11 protein-coding genes are annotated in these 12,033 nt (G+C 61.0%); 9 read left to right on the forward strand and 2 right to left on the reverse strand.

Features of this window, described 5'->3' with window-relative positions; translation table 11 throughout:
- Positions 1–264 precede the first annotated feature (264 nt).
- Positions 265–1,242 carry a squalene/phytoene synthase family protein gene (locus PSV43_RS23500; RefSeq protein WP_300203500.1) on the reverse strand — a complete coding sequence of 326 codons (978 nt, stop codon included), beginning with the start codon at positions 1,240–1,242 and terminating at the stop codon, positions 265–267.
- Between the two features lie 55 nt (positions 1,243–1,297).
- Between PSV43_RS23500 and hemW the strand changes: the two genes are divergently transcribed.
- Positions 1,298–2,395: a radical SAM family heme chaperone HemW gene (gene hemW / locus PSV43_RS23505; protein WP_300203502.1), complete on the forward strand. Its 1,098-nt coding sequence runs from the start codon at positions 1,298–1,300 to the stop codon at positions 2,393–2,395.
- A gap of 2 nt (positions 2,396–2,397) precedes the next feature.
- Here hemW and PSV43_RS23510 read toward each other — a convergent pair whose 3' ends face one another.
- Positions 2,398–2,904, reverse strand: a complete 507-nt coding sequence (locus PSV43_RS23510) for a DUF5362 family protein (protein WP_300203504.1) — start codon at positions 2,902–2,904, stop codon at positions 2,398–2,400.
- Between the two features lie 115 nt (positions 2,905–3,019).
- Here PSV43_RS23510 and PSV43_RS23515 point away from each other — a divergent pair, with 115 nt between their 5' ends.
- The 8 genes from PSV43_RS23515 (at position 3,020) to PSV43_RS23550 (ending at position 11,874) form a co-directional block, all read left to right on the forward strand.
- On the forward strand, positions 3,020–3,787 hold the full coding sequence (locus tag PSV43_RS23515) for an RDD family protein (protein ID WP_300203506.1): 768 nt from the start codon (positions 3,020–3,022) through the stop codon (positions 3,785–3,787).
- Complete coding sequence (locus PSV43_RS23520) at positions 3,784–4,755, forward strand: stage II sporulation protein M (RefSeq protein ID WP_300203508.1); 972 nt, start codon at positions 3,784–3,786, stop codon at positions 4,753–4,755. Before PSV43_RS23515 ends, PSV43_RS23520 begins: the two co-directional genes overlap by 4 nt.
- The gene (locus tag PSV43_RS23525; protein ID WP_300203510.1) at positions 4,745–6,292 is read left to right on the forward strand and encodes a DUF4129 domain-containing protein; all 1,548 of its coding nucleotides are present in this window, start codon (positions 4,745–4,747) and stop codon (positions 6,290–6,292) included. The genes PSV43_RS23520 and PSV43_RS23525 overlap by 11 nt, the downstream gene beginning before the upstream one ends.
- On the forward strand, positions 6,289–7,545 hold the full coding sequence (locus PSV43_RS23530; RefSeq protein ID WP_300203512.1) for a DUF4350 domain-containing protein: 1,257 nt from the start codon (positions 6,289–6,291) through the stop codon (positions 7,543–7,545). The genes PSV43_RS23525 and PSV43_RS23530 overlap by 4 nt, the downstream gene beginning before the upstream one ends.
- 18 nt (positions 7,546–7,563) lie before the next feature.
- Positions 7,564–8,595 carry a MoxR family ATPase gene (locus PSV43_RS23535; protein WP_300203514.1) on the forward strand — a complete coding sequence of 344 codons (1,032 nt, stop codon included), beginning with the start codon at positions 7,564–7,566 and terminating at the stop codon, positions 8,593–8,595.
- 5 nt (positions 8,596–8,600) lie between these two features.
- A complete protein-coding gene (locus PSV43_RS23540; RefSeq protein WP_300203516.1) occupies positions 8,601–9,905 on the forward strand; it encodes a DUF58 domain-containing protein in 1,305 nt (434 codons plus the stop codon).
- Between the two features lie 81 nt (positions 9,906–9,986).
- On the forward strand, positions 9,987–11,117 hold the full coding sequence (locus PSV43_RS23545) for a DegT/DnrJ/EryC1/StrS family aminotransferase (protein WP_300203518.1): 1,131 nt from the start codon (positions 9,987–9,989) through the stop codon (positions 11,115–11,117).
- Positions 11,104–11,874, forward strand: coding sequence for a class I SAM-dependent methyltransferase (locus tag PSV43_RS23550; protein WP_300203520.1), 771 nt, complete (start codon positions 11,104–11,106; stop codon positions 11,872–11,874). The genes PSV43_RS23545 and PSV43_RS23550 overlap by 14 nt, the downstream gene beginning before the upstream one ends.
- The last annotated feature ends 159 nt before the right edge of the window (positions 11,875–12,033 follow it).

Consider the following 12,033-nt stretch of genomic DNA (forward strand, 5'->3'; position numbering starts at 1 on the left):
CCCCTGACCTTCTCATTGCGAACGAGACGCTCTACCAACTGAGCTATAGCCCCAAAATGGGATGTTTGGACGGTGCCTGGTGAGTTGGGGCAGCCGTCAGATTTCTCTGGGATGTTGCTGGGTGCGGGCCGTTGTGGGTCGCGCGCACAGAGCAAGGATCGTTTGAGAAAGCAGGTGAATGCCTTGTTCACTATTCATCGAACGGAATTTATTATGCGATGATCCGGCATTCCGGCAAGCATATTCGCCGGTGTTCGGCGTGGCTCAGCCTTGCGCGAGCTTCCGGTACAACTTTTCCATGGCGCTGGCGCTGCGGCAGGCGATGGCGGCTTGGGCGAGGATGCTGGCGACGTCGAGGCGGGAGATTTTGACGCCTTGCTGGATCTTGTCCCAGGGGGAGGCGCGCATTTTGGCGACGGTTTGTATGCCGAGGAGGAGGGGCAGGGCGGTGGCGTAGCGGAGCTTGGCGTGGGTGACGCGCTGGACGTAGAGCAGGCCGCATTCGAGGTGCTCGGTGCAGGTTTCCAGCCAGAGGCTCCACTCGGTTTGGATGTCTTCGGGCTGGCAGGGCAGGTAGCAGCGGCCGTCGCGGGTGTCTTCGCCGATGTCGCGGAGGATGTTGATGAGCTGGAGGCCTTTGCCCATGCGTGCGCCCCATTCCTGCATTTGATGGGTGCTGACGGCGGGGTCGAGCGAGCCGGGGAGTTCGGTGGCGCAGAGCTGGGTCCAGAATTCGCCAACACATCCGGCGACGAGCCAGGTGTACTGGTCGAGCTCTTCCGCGTTGGCGAGGTTGCGGAGGCGGCCGTCGGCGGGAAAGCGGCGAATGTCGAGCATCTGGCCGTCGATGATGTGCTCCAGCACGCTCTGGATGGCCGCGAGCGGGATGGGCTTCATGGTGCGCAGCCAGGCGATGCCGTCGGCGAATTTTTCCATGAGGCGGCGCTCAGAGTCGTCGCTCTGCTGGGTGCAGAACTGAGTGGTGAGGGTGTCGGCCAGGCTCTGGGCTTCGCCGGAGCCGCGCACCAGGGCACGGTAGCGCTGCAGGCAGTCGAGCCGCACGGGGGCGCTGACGAGGGCGGTGTCGGCGATGGTGTCTGCCGTACGGGCGAGCAGGTAGGCGAGGGAAATGGGCTCGCGCAGTTCCTTGGGCAGCGCTTTGAGCGTGAGGTAGAACGAACGGGAGACTGACGCCAGCAACTGGCCGCCGAGTTCACGTTCATGATGGGTTTCGTCGGACATTGGGGGAGGGTTAAGAGATAGATGGTGGATGCCGGAGCAAGCATTCTCTGCTAGCATGCAAAGAGTGAAGCATCTCTACGTCCATATACCTTTCTGCCACCGCATCTGCCCGTATTGCAGCTTTCACAAGCATACGCCGGGTGGCACGGACATGACGGCTTTTGTGGATTCGCTGCTGCGGGAGGCGGAAAAGCAGCCGCTGCGACCGCAGACGATTTTTTTCGGCGGTGGCACGCCGACGATGCTGAGCGATGTGCATCTGGAGCGGCTGCTGCGTGGATTGCAGGAGCGGGTGGACATGTCCGAGGTGGCGGAATTCACGATGGAGGCGAATCCGCGCACGGTGACGGCTTCGAAGGCGGCAGTGATGCGTGAGATGAAGGTGACGCGGGTGAGTCTGGGGATTCAGGCCTGGGATGATGAGACGCTGAAAACGCTGGGGCGTGACCATGCACGGGCGGATGCTGAAGCGACTTGGCAGGTGCTGAAGGAGGCGGGGTTTCCGAGCTTGAATCTGGATCTGATGTTTTCGATTCCGGGGCAGAGTGTGGAAACGTGGCGAAAAACATTGGAGCATTCGATCTCGCTGCAGCCAGATCACATTTCGGCCTACAATCTCAACTACGAGGAGGACACGGACTTTTTCCGCCGGCTCAAGGCAGGGGAATATCGCGAGGACGAAGGTCGTGATGCGGAGTTTTTCAATCTGGCCATCGACACGCTGGAGGGCGGTGGATTTGAGCACTACGAGATTTCGAATTACGCGAAGCCGGGGCATCGCTCCGTGCACAATGAGGCCTACTGGCTGGGAGAGGACTACCTCGGCATCGGGCCCGGGGCGTTTTCGACGGTGGGCGGAAGGCGCTGGAACAACGTCAAGGACACGCCGCGCTACATGGCGATGACGCTGGCCGGTGACGCCACGGCGGTGGATGTGGAGGAACTCACGGCCGACCAACGCCGCACGGAGCGCTTTGGTCTGGAGCTGCGCACCGCACGCGGCCTGCCGCTGGACTTGATCAACCCTGAGTCACGCAAGATGCTGGAGACACTGCGGGAACAGGGGCTGCTGAGCTACGATGAGAGCCACGTGCGACTCACGCGGGTGGGCAAGCCGCTGGTGGATCCGATCGCCGTGGCGCTGATGGGATAAGTTTAGCGGTTGAAGGCACCGGATTTCATGGCTGCTCCGGCACCCAATGCCACGAAGCCAATGACGGCCACCAGATAAATGCAGAGCATAATAATGGTGAATACGCCCACGAATTTCCAAAGTTTACGCTGCTCAGTAAGGGCTGCATCGAGATCGGCGAGGGATCGGGTTGCCATCAGGCTTTTGACGCGATTGGCAAACTTCCACATTTTCACCGCAGGGTAGATGTAAAAGAAAATCATGACACCATAGACGCCGATGAGAATGAGCTCGGGCGTTCCTATGGGTTTAGAAGCGCCAAGTGTCATCGCAACGCCCACGGCAATGATTGCCAGAATGACCAGGCAGATGGCAATCCACATGAGAACCGACATGAACCTCACCCATGGCTTGGTACCTGCGAGCTGGGCTATCGTACTCGGGGAGACGGCGTCAGCAGCGCCACCTGAGGCGGAACCGTACAGATTGGCGGAGGGCGAGGCGTAGGGGTTGGAGAGGGGGGATTCCATGACTAGCGAGATTAGAGAGGTGAATAAGTGCCAGGACAATTACCAGTATTACCAAATCCTACGAAAAAAAATCGTGAGTTGTCAAAACCAAACGGAACCGCTTCATTAATCGACAATGGCAGTGACACGCGCGGACACCTTGCAATCAGTCGAACTCGCCGATGGCGTGGAGATCCAACTGCGCGTGGCTGGTCCGGCGGTGCGGAGCATGGCCTACATGATCGACCTGCTCATTCGCATCGGCGTTGACATCTTGGTGGCGATCCTGGCGTTCATGCTGCTGCCAGATCTGGTGGGTATGGAGATGACGAATGGGCTGTTCTTGTTATTCGTCTTTTTCATGGAGTGGTTTTACAACGTATTTTTCGAGGCCGGAGCGAAGGGGTCGACGCCGGGGCAGCGCTCCATGAAACTGAGGGTGATGAGCGTGACCGGCGGGCCGGTGTCTCTGGCGCAGGCGGTGATGCGTAATTTTTTGCGCGTGGTGGATTTCATGCCGGGGCTGTACCTCACGGGCATCGTGTGCATGCTGTTTACCAAGAGGTTTCAGCGTCTGGGAGATCTGGTGGCGAACACCGTGGTGACGTATGCCGAGGTGCCGATATTCATGGCACCGCATGTGGAAATCCGTGCTGAACGCCGTGCGCCGTCAAAGGTCCTGACGCGTGAGGAGCAGGCGGCGCTGCTGCAGTTCCTCGAACGTGCGCCGCTGTGGGCGGATGAGCGCCGGATCGAACTCGCCACGCTGGCCCATCCTTTGACCGAGGCGGCTGGAGTGGAAGGGCTGCGCCGCCTGTGCGGCATGGCGCTGTGGCTGCAGGACCCGGAAGACAAAAGCGGGACTCCGCCATCGCTGAAAGGAGCAGGCATGTTCCGCTCATGACACCGGCCCAGTTTGAAAAACAGATCGAGCCGCGCTGGCAGAAGCTGGAGAAGCTGCTGAAGGAAGCGGAGAAGTCTCACCCCTCTGCGGAGGTGGAGGAACTGCCCGCCACTTTCAGGCAGGTGTGTCATGATCTGAGCGTGGCGCAGCACCGCATGAGCCCGCAGCGCCTGACGCAGCAGCTCAATGCGCTGGCGATCCGAAGCTACCGCGTACTGGAGCGCCACAGTGCCGGGGGATGGGAGGCGTTTGTGCGTCTGTTTCTGGTGGAGTTTCCGCAGGCTGTGCGTGCGGAGTGGAAGCTGTTTTGGTGGTGCACCGCGTTATTTTATCTGCCGGCGGCGCTGATCGCCGTCATCACGCCATCGTATCCAGAATGGGCGATGACGTTGCTGGGGCCGGACGGCATGATGCAGATCGAGAGCATGTATGGGGAGGCCAGCAAGCCGTCCGACTATGTGCGCGAGAGCTTTGGCTCCGGCTTTGCCGCATTTTGTTTTTACATCTGGAATAATGTCAGCATCGATTTCAGAACCTTTGCCGGGGGTATTCTGGGTGGTGTGGGTGCGTTGTTTGTGCTGCTGTTTAATTCCATCTACCTCGGGGCGGTGTTTGGCTATGTGCACTATTCGGGCAATCCGCTGACGCTGTACACCTGGGTGGTCGCGCATGGTGCGCCGGAGCTGACGGGCGTAGTGATTTCGGCCATGGCCGGGATGCGTGTCGGGTGGTCGGTGCTGCGGCCTGGCAGAATGGAGCGGCGCACGGCGCTGGTGCTGGCAGGGCGCAAGGCGCTGCCCCTGCTGGTAGGTGCGGCGGTGCTGACCAGCATTGCGGCGGTGCTGGAGGGATTTTGGTCGCCGATGGATCTGCCCCCTGTGATCAAATTCACAGCCGGTGGCATGTGCTGGCTGCTGGTGGCGATGTTTCTCATGTTCAGTGGAAGGAGGCAGAAGGATGCGACTTGAGGACATCACCGTCGCGCTGCGGCCCCGCCAGCCATGGGAGTCTGTGGATCTGGGCTGCGCCATGGTGCGGCGTGACTTTGGCCGCATCATCGTGCTGTGGATCTGCACAGTGCTGCCGCTCTGGGTGCTCGTCTGTGTGCTGCTGCGGGCCGTGCCGGAATGGATTCCGCTGGTCGTGTGGTGGCTGAAGCCGCTGTATGATCGCGTGCCGTTGTATTTTCTGAGCCGCGCCGCCTTTGGAGTGCGGCCCGGCTTTTTCGAAACCTGGAAGCAGTGGCCGCGACTGTGGATCACGAATTGTCTGCCTGCGCTGTTGTGGCGGCGGCTGTCCTTCATGCGTAGTTTTGCCCTGCCGGCGCAGATGCTGGAGGGGATGCGAGGTGCGGCGGTTAAGAAGCGCATCCAGACACTGGCGACGGATGGCGGTAGCTCCGGGGTTTCGATGACCTTTGCGTTTTCCAACATCGAACTCGCCGCCTGGATAGGGCTGATGTGGGGAACGTATGGCCTGCTGCCGGAATCTGCGCAGCCTGACTGGGCGGGACTGTTTCAATCTTTTGATTTCGAAGGCACGATCCCGAATGCTTTTCTCTGGTGGGGGGCTGTCTGTCACATGATCATCGTCACGCTGGTGGAGCCCTTCTATGTGGGGGCGGGTTTCGCGCTGTATTTGAACTGCCGCACGCGCATCGAAGGCTGGGACGTGGAGCTGGCATTCCGCCGGCTGGCCACGCGGCTGACCTCCGCGACTGCGGTGGTGATCCTCGCCGTGATGATGATCTTCGGTGTTCAGTCATCTGTGCAGGCTGAAGAAGATCGCTACGGGAGAAATCCCACTCCGACCTTGCAAGATGATTTCCTCAAAGAGATCTCCAGTAATCTGGAGAATATTAAAAAGGAACCCTCCTCACAGACTGATCCGGCCACTGCCGTGCGCAAAGTGCTCGACGAGCCTGAGTTTGAAATCCACAAGCGTCAAAATCCGGAGTGGGTGTGGGATGACGACAAGAGCAAAGACAAAAAGACGGACTCTAAATTACAGGTCCCGGGTTTTTTAGGAACCTTGTTGGAGCTGCTTTTTTGGGCACTGGTCCTGGGGCTCGGTGTCTGGCTGGTCGTCTACCTCGTGAAGAACCGCCATCTGTTCGTCACACGCAGTGTCAGCAAGGTGCCGGTGCAAGCGCCGAAGGTGCTCATGGGCATGAACATCACGCGTGAGAGCCTGCCGGACGACATCGTGGCCGCAGCGCGTGCGGCGTGGGCTGCGGGAGACTTCCATGAGGCGCTGAGTCTGCTGTATCGCGGCTCGTTGTCGTGGCTGGTGAACCGACGCCGGGTGCCGATCTCGGACAGCGACACGGAGGAGGACTGTCTGGTGAAGGTGCTGCAGGCTGGCGACAAAACTGAGGCAGAGTACTTCCGCCAGCTAACGACTGCGTGGGTGCAGGTGGCCTATGCGGTGCTGCCGGTGTCGAATGAAGAAATGGGTGCGCTGTGCGACCGATGGCCGTTTGTGGAGAAAGGAGGTGCCTCATGAAGCGGTGCTTCATTCGAGGTCTGATGGCGCTGGCTGGCGCGCTGCTGCTGTGCGGCTGCGGCAAAGGGCACTGGGAAGATGTGGAGAAAATCACGGGCTACAAAGGCAAGGCGCGGTTGAACCCGTTCCTCGCGGCGGAGCGTCTGCTCAATGAACTCGGCCACGACGCCCATGCCGCGAAGTCGCTGGGGAAACTGCCATCGCATGACGCCGCAATTTTTATTTCCGGGGAAGGGGGGCTGCCTGAAGGCCGTGCGAAGCAGTTGCTGCGCTGGGCCTACAGCGGCGGGCACCTCATCTACTTCCTCGACGGCACACGCCCCTACAACGATTTTGACACTCAGTTCGGCGCTTACATTTCTGCTTTGCTGCTGGACGAGCAAAAAGATCCTGTGCTGGAACAGCTCGGCGTCGGTGTGCAAAAGCGCTTCCCTGAGGAGGAGATCAAAGACCTGCTGCAAAAAAGCGCCGGTAATCAGGATGACGAAAGCGAAGAGGATGATGAGGAGGAAAAATCTACGGAGGACGAGTCGAAGCTGGAGTCCGAGGAGGAGGTGGCATGGAATGGCAAGACCTACCACCTCAGCTTGGGCGGTTACCAGAACATGATCCTCAAACGCAAGCTGCAGCCGGGTGAATTTTCAGCCGGATCCAAGAACGAGTCGCTGGCGCTGCATCTGAGGCATGGCATGGGATCGGTCACGCTGCTGGCGCATGCGCGGCCATTTCGCAATCACTGGATCGGTGAGGACGATCACGCACGCTGGCTGTCCGCGCTCGTTGGTGAGAACGGCTCCAAAGAGGTGCTGTTTGTCGCCGCCACCACAGGCAGCTTCTTCGGGCTGCTCTGGCAGCATGGGTGGATGGCGGTCGTCACCTTGGTGCTGTGCCTTGGCTTCTGGCTCTGGCAGCAGATGCCGCGCTTCGGACCGCTGGCGGACGTGGAACTTGACTCGACCCGCCATTTTGCCAGCCACATTGGAGCGCTCGGGGAGTTTTTCTGGCGCATGCGGCGCGTGACGCTGCTGGTGAACTCCGCCCGGGATGCGGTGTGGGAACGCGTGCGGGAACGGCACCGTTCGCTCGACGATTGCAGCCGACAGATGAACGACCAGCTTGCCGAGGAAATCTCCCGCCGCAGCGGACTGCCGGTCAAACGAGTGTCCGCCGCGTTTGATGTGTCGCCGCCGAACAGCGCCCATAACTTTGTGAATCTCATGCGCGATCTTCAGACCATCCGCCGTGCTCTTTAAATCCTAACCCTCACATCCATGAATCCGATCCTCCCTGAACCTGACGTCTCCAGTCTCTACATACCGCCGCCGGCCGGTGGCTTTGCGCCGCCTTCCGTGCCGAGGAGCACAGAGATCTTCCAGAAGATCCATGCGGCGGTGGGCCAGGTGTTTGTGGGGCAGGAGGAGGTGCTGTATCAAGTGCTCGCGGCCTTGCTGGCCGGGGGGCATGTGCTGCTGGAGGGCAAGCCGGGCCTGGGCAAGACGCATCTGGTGCTGGCCCTGTCCCACACGTTTGGCGGCACCTTCCGCCGCATTCAGTTCACGCCTGATCTGATGCCCTCCGATGTCTGCGGGCACACGCTGTTTGACATGAGCAGCAGCACGTTTCGCGTGCGGCGTGGTCCGGTGTTTGCCAATCTGCTGCTGGCGGATGAAATCAACCGCGCTCCGGCCAAAACGCAGTCGTCGCTGCTCGAAGTGATGCAGGAAACCCAGGTGACGATTGATGGCGAGAGCCACGCGCTGACGCCGCCGTTCATGACCTTCGCCACGCAGAACCCCATCGAACAAGAAGGGACGTATCCGCTGCCGGAGGCGCAGCTCGACCGCTTCCTGCTCAAGGTGTTGATCGACTACCCCGATGTGGCGAATGAGACCTGGATCGTGAAGGCCGTTTCATCCCGTGCCGCAGGGGGCGGGCTTTCCACTTCATCCGTTCCACAGGTGTGTACGCCGGAGGACATTCTGGCCGCGCAAGAAGAAGCTGCTGCGGTGCAGGCGGTGGAGCAGGTGGTTGATTATGCGGTGAAAATCGTGCGGGCCACGCGCCAGCACAGCGCCATCTCGCTTGGTGCGGGAACTCGCGGCGCGATCAGCCTCGTGCGCATCGCCAAATCGTATGCGCTGCTGGAAGGCCGCAGCTTCATCACACCGGCGGATGTGAAGCGCGCCGTGCTGCCAGTGCTGCGGCACCGCGTGCAACTGGCACCGGAAATTGCGATCAGCGGCCAGGGCGTGGATGACATGCTCAACTCCCTGCTCAAGACCATCGAAGCGCCCCGCGTCTGATCTTTATGCGCCCGACCTCCCTGCTGCTCCGACTTCTCATCGTCTGGCTCGTTCTGGCGGTGGTGGCGTGTGTCTGGGAAAATCTGGCCGTGCTCTGGCAGATCGGCGGCGGTTTGCTGCTGCTGGCACTGCTGGTGGATGCCTTCACGCTGCCACGTCGGGGGCGCATCACGGGAGAGCGTTCGCTGCCGGGGCGCTTTGCGCTGGGGGTGGCCTCTCCGGTCACGCTGACGGTCACTCACGCAAGCGGACGCACGCTGAAGCTGGAGTTTTTTGACGGCATCCCGACAGCGGCGGAGGCGGAAGGACTGCCACATCTTGTCAGCATTCCACCGGGAGAGTTTGCCGCGATCTCATATGAGGCCCGCTTTGTGCGCCGGGGTCAGCATGCATTCACGCCCGCGCATGTGCTGGTCGATTCTGCCTTCGGCCTGTGGCGTAGGCTGCATTTCATCGCGGGGGAGAGCCAGACGCGCGCCTACCCGAACTACGAGCCGGTCGTGCGCTTTGCCATGCTGGCGATGGCAAACCGTGTGGATCAGATGGGCATCATCAAGCGCCGCCGCATGGGAGCTTCGCTCGATTTCCATCAACTGCGGGACTATCAGGATGGCGATGTGCTTTCACGCATCGACTGGAAGGCCACGTCACGCCGTTCCATGCTGGTGAGCCGGGATTATGAGGAGACGCGCAATCAGACGATCCTGCTGGTGCCTGACTGCGGGCGCCGCATGCGTGCGCTGGACGGCGGGCTGAGCCAGTTTGACCACTGCCTCAATGCGATGCTGCTCATCGCCTTCATCGCGCTGCGGCAGGGGGATGAAGTGGGCGTGGTGGGCTTTGGCGGGGTGCAGCGCTGGCTGCCGCCGGTCAAAGGCGCGCACAGCATGCCGAAGCTGCTCAACCATTTGTATAACTACGAGGCCAGCAGCGAGCCGAGCGACTTCATCGAAGCAGCGGAGCGCGTGATGACGCTGCAGAAGCGGCGTGCGCTGGTGATCATGCTAACCAATCTGCGCAGTGAAGACGGTGCCACGCTGGCGACTGCCGTCGGCGCGATGCAGAAGCGGCATCTTGTGCTCACGGCCACCTTGCGTGAGCAGGAGCTGGAACAGCGTGCGGCCGCTCCCATTGATCATCTGCATGACGCGCTGCAATACGGGGCGCTGACGCATTACTTTGGAGAACGCCGCCAGTTGCTGGAGTCGCTGCGCGCGCGCCGTGTGATCACCGTCGATGAATCCGCACAAATGCTGCCGGTGGCGCTGGCCAACAAGTATCTGGACGTGAAGGCGGGCGGGCTGCTTTAAATCAAGGTTTTACATAAAGTAGCGCCCTCCGCTACTTGTGGCGTTATTTGCGACATGCCTGTAATGGATGAAATTGAAGATATGCCAAGCACAACCAACCACTGGGCTCTGCTGTATCCGCAGGCGGATCAGCGGCATCATGAGGCGGCGCTGACTCATGCGATGCAGCGCGTTTGCGCCAGCGGCAGCTACATTCTGGGTGCCGAGGTGGAGGCGTTTGAAACTGAGTTTGCCGCTTTTCTTGGCGTCAATCAGGTGAAGGGTGTGGCAAACGGTACGGATGCGATCGAGTTGATCCTGAGGGCGCTGGACATCGGTGAAGGCAGCAAGGTGGTGGTGCCATCCTTTGCTCCGTCAGCGGTGGCTGCGGGAGTGGCACGCAGCGGCGCGGAGCCGGTGTTTGCGGACATTGAGCCCGGGACCTTCACACTTTGCCCTGAATCATTGGAAGACCTGCTTCGCTCTCCCCGGGGACGCGGCGTGAAGGCTGCTGTGGTGGTGCATTTATACGGACATCCGGCGAGCTGGGAAAGCCTGCAACGCGTGGCGGACGCGCACGGCATTGAGCTGCTGGAGGATTGTGCGCAGGCGCATGGTGCCCTGTGGCAGGGGCGGGCGGTCGGGACGCTGGGCCGGGCGGCGGCGTTCAGCTTTTACCCGACAAAAAATCTGGCGGCGCTGGGAGATGCCGGTGCGGTGGCCACGAATGACGCCGCACTGGCGGAGCGTGTGTGTCTAATCCGGCAATACGGATGGAAGGAGCGCAATATCAGCCTGTACGCAGGGGTAAACAGCCGGCTTGATGAGCTGCAGGCGGCGGTGCTACGGGTCAAGCTGGGTGCCCTGAATGAGAGTATTTTGAAAAGGAGGAGGCTGGCGGCGGCATACGATGCGCTGCTGCTTGGCAGCCGCGTGGTGCAGGCACCTGTGGTGCGGGGCGGCTGTGAGCATGCCTACCACCAATATGTGGTGCGCTGTGAACGGCGGGATGCACTGATGCAGCACCTGCAACGCGCCGGGATTCCTGTGGCGGTGCTCTATCCTGTGCCGCTGCACCGGCAGCGTGCTTTTGGTGGTGGCAATGAGATCCTGCTGGAGTCTGACCGAGCGGCGGCGGCGGTGCTGTCCCTGCCCATGCACCCCTACTTGTCCGAGGATGCGGTGCGGGTCGTCTTTGAAGCCTTGGAGAATTTTAAAAATGAAGGCTCCTGAATATGATCTCATGCGGTCTGTGGAGGACCGCCACTGGTGGTACGCGGTGCTGCGCAGCCAGGTGCAGCATGCACTGGCGGGGCGGCTGCCGCCGGGGGGGCTGCTGCTGGATGCCGGATGCGGCACGGGTGGCATGCTGCAGTTTTTGCAGGAGCAGATTTGCGATTTGAATCTGGCGGGTGTGGATGCTGCGGAGGAGGCTGTGCGGCACTGCCAGCAGCGCGGTTTGAACTCGGTAAAGATGGGGTCTATTGAGTCCCTGCCCTATGCTGATGCAGCCTTTGATGCTGTGACATGCCTGGATGTGCTTTATCATGACGGGCTGTGTGAAGAGCGGGCGCTGGCGGAAATGAGCCGTGTGCTGCGCCCGGACGGCCTGCTGGTGCTAAACCTGCCTGCATTTGCCGGCCTGCGTGGATCCCACGATGTGGCGGTCAGTGGTGCCAGGCGCTATGCCGCCTGTCAGGTGCGGACGCTGCTCGAACGTTCCAGTTTTGCCGTTGAAATGATCCACTACTGGAATGCATGGCTGTTTTTGCCGCTGCTGGTGTGGCGGCGGCTGAGCCGGATGCAACCTGAGCACGGAGAGTCAGACCTGAAGCTCACGCCTGCCTGGATGAACTCGCTGCTGACCGGGGTGGGCAGACTGGACGCAGGGCTGTGCCGGGAACTGCGCCTGCCATTTGGTTCCTCGGTCTTTGCCGTCGCACGAAAAAGGAATCGCTCAATCGGAGGGATGCACCATGGCAGCAACTGAGGTTCCTCCAGAAATGAGCTTTGTGGTGCCGCTGTACAACACAGGGGAGGGGTTGCCACGGCTGTTGGACGCCTTTCGTGCCCTGTCTCTGCCGGAAATCTGGGAGCTGGTGCTGGTGGATGACGGCGGCCGCGGCGAGGCGCATCCGTGGGAGAAAAG

Source organism: Prosthecobacter sp. (assembly GCF_029946185.1).
Taxonomy (GTDB): Bacteria; Verrucomicrobiota; Verrucomicrobiia; order Verrucomicrobiales; family Verrucomicrobiaceae; genus Prosthecobacter.

Excerpts from the sequence above, each read along its gene's own strand:
- PSV43_RS23500 (WP_300203500.1), bottom strand. The coding sequence starts at position 1,242 with ATGTCCGACGAAACCCATCATGAACGTGAACTCGGCGGCCAGTTGCTG.
- hemW (WP_300203502.1), top strand. The coding sequence starts at position 1,298 with ATGCAAAGAGTGAAGCATCTCTACGTCCATATACCTTTCTGCCACCGC.
- PSV43_RS23510 (WP_300203504.1), bottom strand. The coding sequence starts at position 2,904 with ATGGAATCCCCCCTCTCCAACCCCTACGCCTCGCCCTCCGCCAATCTG.
- PSV43_RS23515 (WP_300203506.1), top strand. The coding sequence starts at position 3,020 with ATGGCAGTGACACGCGCGGACACCTTGCAATCAGTCGAACTCGCCGAT.
- PSV43_RS23520 (WP_300203508.1), top strand. The coding sequence starts at position 3,784 with ATGACACCGGCCCAGTTTGAAAAACAGATCGAGCCGCGCTGGCAGAAG.
- PSV43_RS23525 (WP_300203510.1), top strand. The coding sequence starts at position 4,745 with ATGCGACTTGAGGACATCACCGTCGCGCTGCGGCCCCGCCAGCCATGG.
- PSV43_RS23530 (WP_300203512.1), top strand. The coding sequence starts at position 6,289 with ATGAAGCGGTGCTTCATTCGAGGTCTGATGGCGCTGGCTGGCGCGCTG.
- PSV43_RS23535 (WP_300203514.1), top strand. The coding sequence starts at position 7,564 with ATGAATCCGATCCTCCCTGAACCTGACGTCTCCAGTCTCTACATACCG.
- PSV43_RS23540 (WP_300203516.1), top strand. The coding sequence starts at position 8,601 with ATGCGCCCGACCTCCCTGCTGCTCCGACTTCTCATCGTCTGGCTCGTT.
- PSV43_RS23545 (WP_300203518.1), top strand. The coding sequence starts at position 9,987 with ATGCCAAGCACAACCAACCACTGGGCTCTGCTGTATCCGCAGGCGGAT.
- PSV43_RS23550 (WP_300203520.1), top strand. The coding sequence starts at position 11,104 with ATGAAGGCTCCTGAATATGATCTCATGCGGTCTGTGGAGGACCGCCAC.